General features: G+C 62.8%; 13 protein-coding genes and 1 tRNA gene. 9 read left to right on the top strand and 5 right to left on the bottom strand.

Annotation, left to right across the window (positions count from 1 at the left end):
* The first annotated feature begins 56 nt into the window (after window positions 1-56).
* From G5S42_RS03530 to G5S42_RS03520, 3 genes are all read left to right on the top strand, one after another.
* A complete protein-coding gene (locus tag G5S42_RS03530; RefSeq protein WP_018433468.1) occupies window positions 57-383 on the top strand; it encodes a hypothetical protein in 327 nt (108 codons plus the stop codon).
* 996 nt (window positions 384-1,379) lie between these two features.
* Entirely contained in the window at window positions 1,380-1,688 is a 309-nt protein-coding gene (locus G5S42_RS03525; protein ID WP_013089991.1) for a DUF2288 domain-containing protein, read from the top strand.
* A 56-nt stretch (window positions 1,689-1,744) separates the two neighbouring features.
* Entirely contained in the window at window positions 1,745-3,112 is a 1,368-nt protein-coding gene (locus G5S42_RS03520; RefSeq protein WP_176110310.1) for an MATE family efflux transporter, read from the top strand.
* A gap of 223 nt (window positions 3,113-3,335) precedes the next feature.
* Here the strand turns inward: G5S42_RS03520 and G5S42_RS03515 are convergent, their stop codons facing one another.
* The gene (locus G5S42_RS03515) at window positions 3,336-3,503 is read right to left on the bottom strand and encodes a hypothetical protein (protein WP_176105551.1); all 168 of its coding nucleotides are present in this window, start codon (window positions 3,501-3,503) and stop codon (window positions 3,336-3,338) included.
* A 180-nt stretch (window positions 3,504-3,683) separates the two neighbouring features.
* Here G5S42_RS03515 and G5S42_RS03510 point away from each other — a divergent pair, with 180 nt between their 5' ends.
* From G5S42_RS03510 to G5S42_RS03500, 3 genes are all read left to right on the top strand, one after another.
* Complete coding sequence (locus G5S42_RS03510; RefSeq protein ID WP_176105550.1) at window positions 3,684-3,860, top strand: hypothetical protein; 177 nt, start codon at window positions 3,684-3,686, stop codon at window positions 3,858-3,860.
* Window positions 3,861-4,256: 396 nt separating this feature from the next.
* Window positions 4,257-4,415 carry a DUF3309 family protein gene (locus G5S42_RS03505; RefSeq protein ID WP_176105549.1) on the top strand — a complete coding sequence of 53 codons (159 nt, stop codon included), beginning with the start codon at window positions 4,257-4,259 and terminating at the stop codon, window positions 4,413-4,415.
* 70 nt (window positions 4,416-4,485) lie between these two features.
* A tRNA-Pro gene (locus G5S42_RS03500) sits at window positions 4,486-4,562 on the top strand.
* 139 nt (window positions 4,563-4,701) lie between these two features.
* Here the strand turns inward: G5S42_RS03500 and G5S42_RS45670 are convergent.
* Window positions 4,702-5,904: a DUF4279 domain-containing protein gene (locus tag G5S42_RS45670; protein ID WP_376776862.1), complete on the bottom strand. Its 1,203-nt coding sequence runs from the start codon at window positions 5,902-5,904 to the stop codon at window positions 4,702-4,704.
* Window positions 5,905-6,443: 539 nt separating this feature from the next.
* Between G5S42_RS45670 and G5S42_RS03485 the strand changes: the two genes are divergently transcribed.
* Both G5S42_RS03485 and G5S42_RS03480 read left to right on the top strand, forming a co-directional pair.
* Window positions 6,444-6,902: a SixA phosphatase family protein gene (locus G5S42_RS03485; protein WP_176105547.1), complete on the top strand. Its 459-nt coding sequence runs from the start codon at window positions 6,444-6,446 to the stop codon at window positions 6,900-6,902.
* 155 nt (window positions 6,903-7,057) lie between these two features.
* The gene (locus G5S42_RS03480) at window positions 7,058-7,870 is read left to right on the top strand and encodes a GNAT family N-acetyltransferase (RefSeq protein WP_013089997.1); all 813 of its coding nucleotides are present in this window, start codon (window positions 7,058-7,060) and stop codon (window positions 7,868-7,870) included.
* Window positions 7,871-7,966: 96 nt separating this feature from the next.
* Here G5S42_RS03480 and ppx read toward each other — a convergent pair whose 3' ends face one another.
* Window positions 7,967-9,619: an exopolyphosphatase gene (gene ppx, locus G5S42_RS03475; protein WP_176105546.1), complete on the bottom strand. Its 1,653-nt coding sequence runs from the start codon at window positions 9,617-9,619 to the stop codon at window positions 7,967-7,969.
* A gap of 204 nt (window positions 9,620-9,823) precedes the next feature.
* Here ppx and ppk1 point away from each other — a divergent pair, with 204 nt between their 5' ends.
* The gene (ppk1, locus tag G5S42_RS03470) at window positions 9,824-11,887 is read left to right on the top strand and encodes a polyphosphate kinase 1 (protein ID WP_176110308.1); all 2,064 of its coding nucleotides are present in this window, start codon (window positions 9,824-9,826) and stop codon (window positions 11,885-11,887) included.
* Between the two features lie 117 nt (window positions 11,888-12,004).
* Here ppk1 and phoR read toward each other — a convergent pair whose 3' ends face one another.
* Window positions 12,005-13,318 (bottom strand): phosphate regulon sensor histidine kinase PhoR, encoded by a 1,314-nt coding sequence (gene phoR / locus G5S42_RS03465; protein WP_176105545.1) that lies wholly within the window; start codon window positions 13,316-13,318, stop codon window positions 12,005-12,007.
* 89 nt (window positions 13,319-13,407) lie between these two features.
* Window positions 13,408-14,109 carry a phosphate regulon transcriptional regulator PhoB gene (phoB, locus tag G5S42_RS03460; RefSeq protein WP_008922879.1) on the bottom strand — a complete coding sequence of 234 codons (702 nt, stop codon included), beginning with the start codon at window positions 14,107-14,109 and terminating at the stop codon, window positions 13,408-13,410.
* Window position 14,110 lies beyond the last annotated feature (1 nt).

The raw sequence follows: 14,110 nt of genomic DNA, 5'->3' as shown, positions 1-14,110 counted from the left end.
ATTCGAAGCGGCGTGGCTGCGCGCCACGCCCTTCCGTTATTTGCAAGGAATCTGAAATGAAAAGCCCATTGGCGCGCGTCGCGACGGCCGCAACGATCAGTCTCGGCCTCCTGACGCTCGGCGGCCTCGGCGGCTGCTCGACCACGACCACGATGACCTATCTGCCGAGCGGCGACACGGGTTTCGCGATCAACTGCAGCGGCAGCGACGCGAGCACGAGCTGGGCCGAGTGCTACAAGCGCGCGGGCGAAACCTGCGGCAACTACGGGTACGACGTGGTGTCGAAAGACGTCGACAACGGCGCGACGTCCGGCGGCACGATCGGCGGGATTTTCGGCGCGAATGTGAAAAACCGTTCGATGGTCATTCGCTGCAAGCAGTAAAGGAGGCACACCGTGCGGTGCGCGCGGCCGCCCAGCGCGATAGCGTCACCGCTTAGTGGCGTCGCCGGCGTCCCGAGCGCGAATCGATGCGAGCGGCGAAACGCAGCAGCAACGCGAGCGCGATCATCCATACTCCGACAAAGATGATCAACCCCGGTGATGAGCCTCGCGCCGCAAAAAATAATCGTCCATCATCGGCCGTGTGTGTGAATTCGCGGTGAAGATCGCCGCAGTGGTTAAACACCCGCGTAAATCCGTTCAAAAAAAAGCCCGGCACGAAGCCGGGCTAACGGGGGTTCGGCGCATATCGGCAAAGGACCGGTTCACCATGCGCCAGAACGAAATCTAACAATCTGCATTTACAAGCGCAATCCAATAATTTTGCGGTCAATGTTACACGGCGTACGGATTACGCAATCCGTGAATCGGAAATGTCGAAATGCGACCGGCTAAATGCGCCGCAGCCGGGATACGCAACCCGCCAGGTCATTCAAACTGGATTCCCCGAGGCTCGCACCAGTCAATGTTCCTGGCCGATCAAAGAAAATTCCCCACAAAACGGCAGAGGAAAGACATCTGTCCGAATAAGACTAACTCGTTCGCCAATAAACCGTTTTCGCTTGCGAATATAAACTTGGTGCGGAAACGCACGTAACGCATCGATTAGTCGCGCCAACACTTTCGAATAATCCTCGATATTTCATCACAACAAATTCGCAATAGCGAAAGTTTTAACATCAACAATTCCAGCGGCAATGCTGAAACCGCATTCAAACTCGCGTTTCAAGTTTGAATATTCGGACGATTAATCGGACGCTGATTGGCGGCAAGGCTCGTGCGCCGTCGTCGTTGAATCCGCCGGCATCCAGGTTCAGAATCCGACTCAGTCCGGCGATGCATTAAAAGACCCGCTCGGCGCGTTGCGCAAGCCCGCCACGCGGCCCGGCGGTCTGCGCCAATGGTTTATAGTGACGGCCCCGTCCGACCCCGCCTACGATGACTTCCAACGACGCCCCCCAAAGCCCCCTGTACGCGAAGCTGCTCGGCGAAACCGCCAAGATCGGCTGGAGCGAACTCGAACGTTTCTTTGCGCGCGGCATCCTGCTGCACGTCGCGCGCGACCTTGATCTCGTGAGCGTCGCCGAAGCGATCGCCAACGACGACACCACCCAGGTCGCCCAATGGTTGTCTTCCGGCCTCGTCGAGCGCGTGCAGTCGGAGACGGCCGCCGATTTCGCCGCGCGCGACCCCGAGCTGTGGGCGGTCGTCGTCTCGCCGTGGGTGTGCGTACAGGAGCGCTCTTGAGCGACGCGAGGACGTCCGATGCCGGGACGCCCGACGCCGGGAGCCCCGACGCCGGCATGCCCCCCGCCCAGCCTTCCGAAACCGCCGCGCATTCGGCCAGCGCGCCTGCGCTGCCGGTGCGCTGGCATCGCCGGGTGCTCGCGCTCGCGTTCCCGATCGTCCTCGCGAATCTGACGCAGCCGATCCTCGGCGCGGTCGATACCGCCGTCGCTGGTCATCTGGACAGTGCCTCGTACCTCGGCGGCGTCGCGCTCGGCGGCCTCTTCTTCAACTTCGTGTTCTGGGGCTTCGGCTTCCTGCGCATGGGCACCACCGGCCTCGTCGCGCAGGCGCACGGCGCGGGCCACGGCGACGAGCTGCGCAACAGCGTCGTGCGCGCGCTGCTGATGGCGGCTGCGATCGGCGGGCTGGTGCTGCTCGTGCAGCAACCGCTGATCGACTACGCGCTGCGAGCGATCGGCGGCAGCGACGCCGTGCAGCGGCACGCGCAGGTTTATTGCCACGCGCGGATCTGGGCCGCGCCGCTCGCGCTCGGCAACTACGTGGTGCTGGGCTGGCTGCTCGGCACGCAGCGGGTGCGGCTCGCGTTGCTGTCGCAGGTGTTCATCAACAGCGTGAACATCGTCGCGGTGCTGCTGTACGTGTACGCGTTTCATTGGGGCGTGGCTGGCATCGGCGCGGCTACCGCGACTGCCGACGCGCTCGGCTTCGTGCTCGGCCTCGCGCTGCTATGGCACGGCAGGCCGCGCGGCCTGCCCGCGCTGAATCGCGCCGCCTTGTTCGACGCCGCCGCGCTGAAGCGGCTCGTCGTGCTGAATCGCGACATTTTCGTGCGCACGCTGTGCCTGCTGTCGTCGTTCGGCTGGTTTGCGCATCTCGGTGCGCGGCAAGGCGACGCGACGCTCGCCGCGAACGCATTGCTGCTCAATTTCCAGACCTTCATGGCGTACGGGCTCGACGGTTTCGCGCATGCGGCCGAGGCGCTGGTAGGCGCGGCGATCGGCGCGCGCGATCGTCACGCGTTCACGCAGGCGGTCAAGGTCACCGCGCTATGGTCGGCGCTCGGCGCGATCGGCTTTTCGTTCGTGTACTGGGGCGCGGGCGCATGGATCATCGAGCGGCTCACCGATCAGGCCGCCGTGCGCGCCGCAGCCGAAACCTATCTGCCGTGGGCGGCGCTGTCGCCGGTCATTTCGGTGTGGGGCTTCCTGCTCGACGGCGTGTTCATCGGCGCGACGCGCACGCGCGAACTGATGATGGCGATGGTGGTGTCGCTCGTGGTGTTCGTGGCGGCATCGTGGGCATTGCTCGCGTGGCACGGCAATCACGGGCTGTGGATCGCGCTGCTGATCTTCATGGCCACGCGCGGCGCGACGCTCGCGCGCTACCTGCCGGGCGTGTCGCGAGGGATTGCGGCGGCGTAGTAGCGCGGTGGGCCGCGCTCCGTTGGCTGTTCGGCGGACGACGGAACGTTACGGCTTGAAACAAGCGCATACATATCGCATAACGAGCGCGCGTCCTAGAATATTTTCAGCCCGTGCTCTCCGCGAGAACAGTCGGCACGGGTCAGAAGTGCCGGCGTGCCCGCGCCGGCGCTTCGCTTTTCCCGCCCCGCCCTTTCCCGATCGTTTTCACTTCGACGAGCGCTCACATTGCGACGGGCGCGGGCACCATCGCGGGCGGCCGATCGTCGGTGGGCACGCCGTGGTAGTCGGCGGGATCATGTGGCGGGCTGCCGCGATGCGCGGACGGATTGTCCGCACAGCCGGCGACGCCGGCGCATAACAGCAAGGCAACAGTCAGAACGCGGGTCATTTTGCAATCTTCTCCGGGACAAATAGGATGGCGGACGTCCGCCGGCGCGCCGAGAGTCTACCCGCAAAGCGCGTTCCGCGACGCCATCACGCCGGCTCGTGCCGCGGTCGTTCCATTTCGTGAGATTTCGCCAGACCTGCGCTACTATGGGTTCATGGCTGAACCTACCGGGAGACTGCCATGGACGGTGAATCGATCGCGGGCCTGGTCGGGCTCGCCATAGGCCTGATCGTGCTGGTGGCGTTGTCGATTTTCGAATCGCGGGCCTACCGGCGAGAACACGACGGCGAGGGCATGCTGCATCACTGGACGCATCAGCATCTGCATATGCCGCATTGGAGGCGTCCACGGCATTGACGCGGGTGATCTTCGAACTCGGATCGAGTCCCTCTAACCGGGGCACCGGCACATCGCAGTGCCTCAGTTGCGCGTCCGCTCGGTGATGCGATGACCGGCGTTGCGGCGCATGCATGCGCCGCGCGCGTCGTCGTCCGCTGCACGTGCGCAATCCCTTGTCAATTCCTTGGACATACCTACAGCAAACGGTGACGCTACGCGCGCCGCTCCCTCCTTTTTTCACCTTCGTCCAAGGCCTCGCCGCATTGATCTTCATCGGTGATTGGCACATGCCTTGCGGGTTCCGATCCAACAACAGGCGCGCGATACGCGCGTCGATTGTCGCGGCGCGCAATGCGCCAAACCAGCGTGACGATGCGGCCAGCGATTTCGCGGCCCTTCGAAAAGGAGAACGCCATGACCGTCGGAACCATCCTGCTAATCGTGCTCATCCTGCTGTTGATCGGCGCATTGCCAAGCTGGCCGTATAGCAGTGGCTGGGGCTATCGACCGACTGGGCTCGTCGGCGTCGTCCTGATCGTCGTGATCATTCTGCTGTTGATGGGGCGTATATAGCTCACCGCCGAGCAAGCGCAAGCCAAGGCATTGACGCTCCTGTCCGTACCCCCTATACTCTCGGATTCGTCGGAGCGTAGCGCAGCCTGGTAGCGCATCTGATTTGGGATCAGAGGGTCGAAGGTTCGAATCCTTTCGCTCCGACCATTGGAATCAAGCACTTAGCCCAGCCTTAACCGGCTGGGCTTTTTGCTTTCTGGGTCCGTCCAGGCGCTGTGTAGGCAAATTCGACCAACGCGAATCGGCCTTCGTCGCGATCCCTCGCCTAAAATCTGCTAGCGAGGCTCTATCGATATTCATCAATCTCAACGGTGCCGCCCATGGCTTCCATCATGGTGCGAATATCGTCGGGCACATCAGGCACGCGGTCGCCCCTCTCGTTGTCCCAATAACAGAAGAAACGCATCTGTGCGCCCTTGTCTGCGAGTAGCTGGCGCAGGTCATCTCGCGGCAAATTCAGGCGATCAATAAGGTAGCGGAGGTGCGGTTCCAGCGAGTCGCTATGAACGGCGGCTTTGCTTCTCACCCCCCATACGCCAGTACGCCCCGGCACGCTACTCAATCGCCCCGACGGCGTCAAAAACCGCTTCCCCTTGACTATCGCCGTGTCCGGCGAAACGCCGAAATATCTGGTCCAAACATCGGGATCCAAATCATCCCCGGCTATCGAAAATGATGCATGTGCGAGTTGATGTACGTTCATCGTATGAAGATCAGTTTGCATAGTCGTGCATATTGCGATGATGTTTTTTCTAAATTCAACGTCCCCACTATCGTGCCAAATGACATTGTCATCGCCTCGCAGCTTCAGATCATATTTCATCGCATGAATCATGTCGCCAAACGTGTCGCGGTCATATCCCAGCATTTTCGCCGCGTAGTTCGGATTGTTCGTGCTCGCCGCGAGTTCTTCTGTATCGTCGCTGAGGGCCTCTGGCTGATAGTCGACCGGCCGCGCATCGCCAAGCAGCGTTGATGCGACTCTATTGCCCGCTCTGGCTGCGCGCGCAGCGTTCAGCCGGGCTTGCCAGGTGGCCGGATCATACTGGACGGACAGAATGGGTTCGCCGTCCGGGTGACTGCCGGTCCTCGCTATGGGATCCCTTAACGGCGTACTGCTGTAGGGTGACGGAAACAGGCTATTACGCGGACCTCGAATGGCAAGCAGTTTGCCCCGGCGAACCTCTTCGAGAAGAGCAAGGATGACCCACCAGCCATCGGTGTCAGGGTTACGGTCCCGCACGTTATGAAAAAACAGCCAGTGACTGTCAAGGAGATTCCTGACAAGCTTCCGGTCCTGCTCCCACTTGCTGTGATTGAGTTCGGCAATCTCAAGAAATTCCCGGGTCTCCGCCCTGGCCTTCTGACGGTCTGCTGCCTTGCCAAGGCACGCTTTATAGTGCCACTCGTCACAGATGACATAACAGGCACCCGATGGCCGCTGGCAGAACAGCTCCACGGAGTGCATCTCAAATACGGACAGGGACATAGGTGTGTCGTTGGTCCATCTGAAGTCGCTGCCGGAGTTGACAGCAGTCAGATAATTACCGTGCGACAGGCAGTCCGTACATGGGCGACCGCCCAAAATCTCTTCAGCTTTCGATGAGACAGACAAAAGCGTTGTCCACCGGCACATGAGCCTGAACGGAGTGTCGAAGGACGCGTTTCCGCCCGATATTGAACCCGATACGATCTGAATCGTGCGCCGCTTAACAGCGAATGCCTGAGGGTGACGGATCATAACCGGATGATCATCAAGTTGGACGAAACAGGGCGAGTTCGCTCAGGCTCGTTTCGGTCTTGGAAAGTGCCTTTTAGAACCTTCGTTCAGGTACCGCCTCGCGCTTCGCGTCGGCGGCGGCGCTTTGCCGGGCGTCCTGTTCGTGCGGGTCACCGACAGCCGATCCATCAGGCACTCGCCTTGCAAACCATCATCCGTGCATGCGACAGTGCTTGCGCACGCACCTCGTTGCCAAGCCGCGCAGACCCGCCGCAACGCCATCCCAAGCCGCTCAAAAGGAGACTCCCATGGACCTGATCCTCTGGCGTCATGCCGAAGCAGAAGATGTCGCCGCGAGCGATCTCGCGCGCGCGCTCACCACGCGCGGCCGCAAGCAGGCGCAGAACGCCGCGAAATGGCTGCGCGCCCGCCTACCCGAGGACGCGGTCGTCCTCGCGAGCCCCGCGGTGCGCACGATCCAGACCGCCGAGACGTTGAGCGACCAGTATCGCGTCGTGCGCGAACTCGCGCCAAACGCGAGCGCGAACGATGTCCTCGAAGCGGCCGGCTGGCCCGGCGGCATCGCGCAGACCGTGGTGATCGTCGGCCATCAACCGACGCTCGGCCACGTCGCCGCGCAGCTGCTCGGCGACAGCCGCGCGAGCTGGCCGCTGAAAAAAGCGGGCATCTGGTGGATCGAGAGCCGCGAGCGCCACGGCGAAGAGGAGGCAGTGTTGCGCGCCGCCATCAGTCCCGATCTGATCTGAGCGCACGCGTCGCGCGACGCGTCCGACTTGACAGGCACACACGCGAGGGCTTACGGGCAGTCATCCAATCGTCACAGCTTTGCCATGCGAGCGTCACCGCGCGTTACTACATTGGCGAAAAAAGAAATCCTCCCTCTTTTCGACCAGGACAGCCAATGCGAGAACTGCCGACGCCCACCCTGCCCTTCGCCTCGCTTTTCGAACCGCGCCGTCTGCCGCGCGCCGAGGAAACGGTTACCGCGCAGCATCGCCTGCAAGTGTCGTGGGCGCGTACCGACGAAGAGCTGCGTGAAGCGCAGCGTCTACGCTATCGCGTCTTCGCCGACGAAATGGGCGCGCGCTTGAGCGGCCCCGCCGGCCTCGACGTCGATGCCTTCGATTCGTACTGCGATCATTTGCTGGTACGCGATCTCGACACGTTGAAAGTAGTCGGCACGTATCGCGCATTGCCGCCGCATCAGGCCGCGCGCATCGGCCGTCTGTATGCGGAAAGCGAGTTCGACGTGTCGCGTCTCACGCATCTGCGCGCGAAGATGGTCGAGGTCGGCCGCTCGTGCGTGCATCCCGACTATCGCAGCGGCTCGGTGATCATGTCGCTGTGGGCAGGGCTCGGCGCGTACATGAAGCACAACGGCTACGAGACGATGCTCGGCTGCGCGAGCGTCGCGATGGCCGACGGCGGCCACTATGCGGCGAACCTGTATTGCTCGCTGCGCGACAACGCGCTGACCGCGCCCGAATATCGCGCGTTCCCGCATACGCCGCTGCCGGTCGACGACCTGCAGACCGGCGCCGCCGTCGCGCCGCCGCCGCTCGTGAAGGGCTACTTGCGACTCGGCGCGAAGATTTGCGGCGCACCGGCGTGGGACCCCGACTTCAATACCGCGGACTTCCTGACGCTGTTCCGCCTGTCCGATATCAACGCCCGCTACGCGCGACACTTCCTCGGCGATGCGTTGCCGCGATAAGCTGCATCACCTGAGAAGCGAAAAAGCCCTGCATTTGCAGGGCTTTTTTGTGCACGCGCACGCTGCGAATCGAAGCGTGCGCCGATCGGCGCCGCGTCAATCGTCCGTATAAACCACGCGATACGGAATCCCGACTTTCTCCCACTCCGCTGCTTCCTGGATCAGGCTGTAGTCCGTCAACGGATTGTTGGCGACCCACTCGTTCGGCAAACGCACCTCGTAACCGCCGTTCGCCTGAGCAACCGTGATACCCGGCAGGCCGACGTCCGCGCGTCGACGGCACAGCAACGCTGCGAGCCGCAGGCAGAACAGCAGCGGCCATTCGACGTCGCGCGTCTGCGACAGCTTGCCGAGCTTGCCCGCGTGGCCGAGCACGAGCGCGGCGAGCCGCGCCTGATCGGTGCGCGAAAAGCCCGGCATGTCGGCGTTGCTTGCGATATACGCCGAATGCTTGTGATAAGCGCTATGCGAGATCGACAGCCCGATTTCGTGCAGCGACGCCGCCCAGCCGATGAACATGCGGTTTTCCGCGCGGCGTTCTTCGTCCGGTTCGATGAACTGGTCGTAGAGGCTCGTCGACAGATCGCTGATACGCCCGGCCTGCGCACGATCGACGCCATAGCGGCGCATGAAGCCCCCGACCGTCACCGTACGCATGTCCTCGTGCTGCGAACGGCCGAGCAGGTCGTACATGACGCCGAGACGCAGCGCGCCGTCGGTGGTGTCGACATAGTCGACGCCCAGTTCGTCGAACACCGCGATCATGATCGACAGGCCGCCCGCGAGCACCGGCACGCGGTCGCTCTTCAGTGCGATCAGTTTCAGCCGGTTGACGTTTTCGGCCTTGATCAGCGCGCGCTTGAGCCGCTCGAGGCCGCCGCGCGAAATGCCGTGCGTGACGCCGGCATCGTTGAAATTGTTCGCCTCGACCAGCTCGGCGAGCGCGCGGGCGGTGCCCGACGAGCCGATCGCCTGCTCCCAGCCGGTCTTCTTGTATTCGGCGGAAATGATCTGGATTTCGCGGCGCGCGGCGAGCTCGGCCTGACGCATCGTGTATTCGTCGACGTTGCCGGCCGGAAAAAACGTACGGCTATGGCTCACGCAGCCGATATACAGGCTCTCCATCTTGATCGGCGTGTAGTGCGAGCCGATGATGAATTCCGTCGAACCGCCGCCGATATCGACGACGAGCCGCTTGCCCGCGCTCGCCGGCACCGAGTGCGCGGCGCCTGCATAAATCAGGCGCGCTTCCTCCCGCCCCGCGATCACTTCGATCGGAAAACCGAGCGCCGCCTGCGCTTCGCCGAGAAACTCGCCCGCATTCTTCGCGATGCGCAGCGTATTGGTCGCGACCGCGCGCACGTGGTCGGGGTGAAAATCGCGCAGACGCTCGCCGAAGCGCTTCAGCGCATCCCAGCCACGCACCTGCGAGGCGCGATCGAGCATTTTGTCGCTCGATAGCCCGGCCGCGAGCCGCACCGGCTCGCGCAAGGCGTCGACCTGATAGATCTGGCTGCCCGCGTCGGTTTCCTCGACCCGGCCCACGATGAGCCGGAAGCTGTTCGAACCGAGATCCACGGCGGCGAGGAGATGAGGGATAGTGACCATCGGGTAAGCGTACTCCATGCGCGCGAGCGCGGCGGCTGCGGCCGCGGGCGTGGCGGCGGACGCTGGCAGCGCCACGCGCCTGCCCGGCCCCTTCGACGCATGGTGCGCGTCGCGGCCGGCCGCACTGTTCAAAGACGCCATTCTAAGCGTAGCAGCCTTCACGGTGTCACCTCGCGGCGCAGGGAGTTCGGTATCGTCGCATAGGTAACGCGTCATATTGACGACAGCCGACGATTGCGGCATAAAATGTTTAAAACATCGCCGATGTCATCAGGACGTCACCAAATCGTGAGAATTTCCGAGCGTCTTTCCGTCGCCATTTCAGACATTCCAATCTCGCCACCGATGTCCGTCCGCTATCCCTTATTGAATCGCGAGCTGGGCATTCTGGGTTTCAACGAGCGCGTGTTGGCGCAAGCCGCCGATCCCGCCGTCCCCCTGCTCGAACGTCTCCGGTTTATCTGCATCACCAGTAGCAATCTCGACGAATTCTTCGAAGTCCGCATGGCCGGCCTTCAGGAACAGATGCGCGACAATCCCGGCGCATTGTCGCCGGACGGCATGTCGCTGCAACACGTGTACGACCTCGTGGTCGAGCGTGCGCAGAAGCTCGTGCATCGCCAGTACACGATGCTGCACGACACGGTGCTCACCGCGCTCGAGGAGGAAGGTATTTATTTCCACGGCACCGAAGCATGGAGCGACGCGCAGACCGAATGGGCACGCAACTACTTCGTCGACGAACTGCTGCCGGTGTTGACGCCGATCGGTCTCGATCCCGCCCATCCGTTTCCGCGCGTGCTGAACAAGAGCCTGAACTTCGTCGTCGAACTCGAAGGCAAGGATGCATTCGGCCGCCAGGCGATGATGGGCATCGTGCAGGCGCCGCGGGCGCTGCCGCGGCTCGTGCGCATGCCGCAGGAACTGTCGGGCTATCCGCACGGCTTCGTGCTGCTGAGCTCGCTGTTGCAACGCTTCGTCGGCGAACTGTTTCCAAACCTCGTCGTGCGCAGCTGCAATCAGTTTCGCATCACCCGCAATAGCGAACTGTTCGTCGACGAAGACGAAATCACCAATCTGCGCGTCGCGTTGCAGGGCGAACTGCCGGCGCGGCATCTGGGCAATGCGGTGCGGCTCGAAGTGTCGGCGGACACGCCCGCGCACGTGGTGCGGCGCCTGCTCGACGAAAGCGGTCTGTCGAACAAGGACTGCTACTACGTGAACGGCCCCGTCAATCTGGTGCGGCTGATGCAGCTGCCCGAGATGGTCGACCGGCCGGATCTGAAGTTCGTACCGCATATTCCGTCGACGCCGACGCAGATCGCCAACAGCACGAGCATGTTCGACGTGATCGATCAGGGCGACGTGCTGCTGCATCATCCGTACGAGAGCTTCCAGCCGGTGCTCGAGCTGCTGCTGCAGGCGGCCAAGGACCCGAACGTGGTCGCGATCAAGCAGACCATCTATCGCACCGGCACCGACTCGCCGCTGATGGACGCGCTGATGCAGGCCGCGCGCAACGGCAAGGAAGTCACGGTGGTCGTCGAGCTGCTCGCGCGCTTCGACGAAGAAACCAACATCAACTGGGCCTCGCAGCTCGAAGCGGTCGGCGCGCACGTGGTCTACGGCGTGGTCGGCCACAAGTGCCACGCGAAAATGATGCTGATCGTGCGACGCGTATTGGCGGGCGGCAAGTCGACCCTGAAGCGCTACGCGCACCTCGGCACCGGCAACTATCACCCGCGCACCGCGCGCCTCTATACCGACTTCGGTCTGATGACCGCCGATCAGAAGATCTGCGAGGACGTGCACCATGTATTCCAACAGCTGACCGGCATCGGCGGCGAGCTGAAGCTGCACGAATTGTGGCAGTCGCCGTTCACGCTGCACCCGAACCTCGTCGAAGCGATCCGCAAGGAAGCCGAGCACGCACGGGCGGGCAGGAAGGCGCGCATCGTCGCGAAGATGAACGCACTGCTCGAGCCGACGGTGATCGCCGAGCTGTATGAAGCAGCGCAGGCCGGCGTGAAGATCGATCTGATCGTGCGCGGCGTGTGCTCGCTGCAGCCGGGCGTGCAAGGACTCTCCGAGAACATCACGGTGCGCTCGATCGTCGGGCGCTTTCTCGAACATCATCGCATCTACTACTTCTACGACGGCGGCAAGGAGCAGGTCTATCTGTCGAGCGCCGACTGGATGGATCGCAATCTGTTCCGGCGCGTCGAAGTCGCATTCCCGGTCAACAACCGGCGGCTGAAACGGCGCGTGATCGCGGAAGGGCTATCGGCGTTTCTCGGCGACAACCAGTCGGCCTGGTTGATGCAAAGCGATGGTCACTATCGCCGGCGCCGGCCGGGCAAGGCGTCGCGCAATGCGCAGATGAGCCTGCTCGGCAAGTTCTGTTCGTAGTCGCCCGCGTCGCGGGTGCTCGCCGCGACGGCGGGCACCTGACAATCCGCGCGCATAAAAAAACCGCCTGTTTCAGGCGGTTTTTTGCTGGATCGACCAGTCGGACGGCTGCCGCACTCAAACCTGCGCGGTTTGGCAGCGCGCGGTCCGATACACCGGAAAACGCACCGTGAACGTGCTGCCGCGCCCTTCTTCGCTCTTCACTTCGAGTTGCGCATCGTGCCGTTGCAATACGTGCTTGACGATCGCGAGACCGAGCCCGGTGCCGCCCGTGTCGCGCGAACGGCTGCGATCGACGCGATAGAAGCGCTCGGTGAGTCGTGGAATATCGGCGGCCGGAATGCCGAGGCCGCTATCGATGACCGAGAACACCGCATGGCCACCCTGCGCACGCCAGGTGACCTTGATCGAGCCGCCGTCCGGCGTGTAGCGGATCGCGTTCGTCACCAGGTTGCCGAACGCGCTGAGAATCTCGGTTTCGACGCCGGTTACCGTCAACGCTTCGTCGGCTTCGAAGACGATCTTGTGATGATCGCCGGACAGGCTCTGCGCGTCGTCGCGCAGATGCCGCAATACTGCCTGCATGTCGATCATCTGATCGCTCGGCGGCTTGTTGTCACCTTCGAGCGTCGCGAGCACCAGCAGATCGCTGACGATATGACGCATGCGCGACGCCTGCTGCTCCATCAGGTCGAGATAGCGCGCGCGCTCGGCCTCGCCCAACGGCAGCTCGCGCATCGTCTCGAGAAAACCGGACAGCACGGTAAGCGGCGTTTTCAGTTCGTGCGACACGTTGGCGACGAAGTCACGCCGCATCGCATCGGTGCGCTCGAGTTCGGTGATGTCCTGCGACAGCACCAGTTTGCGATTGTCGCCATACGGAAACACCTGCACCGACAGCACGTTCTGGCGCTTGTCGCCCATGCCGCGCATGATCAGCATTTCCTCGTACCGATGCGAATTCAGATAGCGCACGAAATCCGGATGGCGCACCAGATGCGTGATGTGCTGGCGCAGATCGCGCTTCGCATCGAGCCCGAAGTGGCTTTCGGAAATCGCGTTGCACCATTCGATCTGATCGTGATCGTCGAGCATCGCGACGCCATTCGGCGACGCCTGGATCGCCTGGATGAAACGCGAATGCTGCTGCTCGACCTGGCGCACCTGGGCGTGCCAGCGCTTCGCGAGCTTGTGCAGACGGTAGTAGATTTCGCCCCAGATGCCGGGGGCGCTCGGCACTTCGCCGTACACCGGCGCATCGAGCAGACGCCACAGACGCTGCTTATGGAAGGTACTGAAGACGCTCTGTGCGAGCAGCATGACGATGGCGAGAGCGAGCCCTGCCTTAATGTTCACCAGTGCGCCGACCACCGCGCACAGAACAGCAAGCAGCACGACGGACACGATGGAGCGCGCCCAGATGATGTTCATGGTCTAGCGATCGAAGAGAAAATACTGCGCAGGAAGGAGGTGCGGCGGCTCAACAGCTACGCAGTGCAGTGCGCCGCCGACGACGGCTGTCAGGCGCTCTTCGCCAGCCGGTAGCCGCTGCCGCGTACCGTTTCAATCATAGCATCGCACCCGGCCGGCTTGAGTGCCGCACGCAGACGCTTGATATGCACGTCGACGGTACGCTCTTCGACGAACACGTGATCGCCCCACACCTGGTCGAGCAGTTGCGTGCGGCTGTGCACGCGCTCCGGGTGAGTCATGAAGAAATGCAGTAGACGGAATTCGGTCGGGCCGAGATCGAGCTTGATCTCGCTGCCTTCCGCATGCGCCGCGACGCGGTGCGTGGCCGGATCGAGCTTCAGGCCGTTGATCGCGACCACGTCTTCGGTTAGCTGCGGCGCGCGGCGGCGCAGCACCGCCTTGATGCGCGCCATCAGTTCCTTCGGCGAGAACGGCTTCGTCACGTAGTCGTCGGCGCCGATCTCGAGGCCGAGCACCTTGTCCTGCTCGTCGCCCCGCGCGGTCAGCATGATGATCGGGATATGCTTCGTGCGCTCGTTGTTGCGCAGATCGCGCGCGAACGAAATGCCCGATTTGCCCGGCAACATCCAGTCGAGCAGCACGAGATCGGGCAGCACGTCGCTGATCAGGTTGTGCGCCTGCTCCGCGTTGTACGCGCGAATCGGGCAGTGTCCGGCGTGTTGAAGATTGACCGAAATCAATTCGGAAATGGCGGGCTCATCTTCAATGACGAGAATGCTGCTGGGCATC

Source organism: Paraburkholderia youngii, assembly GCF_013366925.1.
Taxonomy (GTDB): Bacteria; Pseudomonadota; Gammaproteobacteria; order Burkholderiales; family Burkholderiaceae; genus Paraburkholderia; species Paraburkholderia youngii.
Note: the sequence above shows the minus strand (reverse complement) of the source record. Positions and strands in the feature narration are given on the sequence as shown.

Coding starts and splice junctions, on each gene's coding strand:
- G5S42_RS03510 (WP_176105550.1), top strand. CDS start 3,684: ATGGACGGTGAATCGATCGCGGGCCTGGTCGGGCTCGCCATAGGCCTG.
- ppx (WP_176105546.1), bottom strand. CDS start 9,619: ATGGCGTCTTTGAACAGTGCGGCCGGCCGCGACGCGCACCATGCGTCG.
- G5S42_RS03515 (WP_176105551.1), bottom strand. CDS start 3,503: ATGACCCGCGTTCTGACTGTTGCCTTGCTGTTATGCGCCGGCGTCGCC.
- G5S42_RS03530 (WP_018433468.1), top strand. CDS start 57: ATGAAAAGCCCATTGGCGCGCGTCGCGACGGCCGCAACGATCAGTCTC.
- G5S42_RS03485 (WP_176105547.1), top strand. CDS start 6,444: ATGGACCTGATCCTCTGGCGTCATGCCGAAGCAGAAGATGTCGCCGCG.
- phoB (WP_008922879.1), bottom strand. CDS start 14,109: ATGCCCAGCAGCATTCTCGTCATTGAAGATGAGCCCGCCATTTCCGAA.
- G5S42_RS03505 (WP_176105549.1), top strand. CDS start 4,257: ATGACCGTCGGAACCATCCTGCTAATCGTGCTCATCCTGCTGTTGATC.
- phoR (WP_176105545.1), bottom strand. CDS start 13,318: ATGAACATCATCTGGGCGCGCTCCATCGTGTCCGTCGTGCTGCTTGCT.
- G5S42_RS45670 (WP_376776862.1), bottom strand. CDS start 5,904: ATGTCCCTGTCCGTATTTGAGATGCACTCCGTGGAGCTGTTCTGCCAG.
- ppk1 (WP_176110308.1), top strand. CDS start 9,824: ATGTCCGTCCGCTATCCCTTATTGAATCGCGAGCTGGGCATTCTGGGT.
- G5S42_RS03480 (WP_013089997.1), top strand. CDS start 7,058: ATGCGAGAACTGCCGACGCCCACCCTGCCCTTCGCCTCGCTTTTCGAA.
- G5S42_RS03520 (WP_176110310.1), top strand. CDS start 1,745: ATGCCCCCCGCCCAGCCTTCCGAAACCGCCGCGCATTCGGCCAGCGCG.
- G5S42_RS03525 (WP_013089991.1), top strand. CDS start 1,380: ATGACTTCCAACGACGCCCCCCAAAGCCCCCTGTACGCGAAGCTGCTC.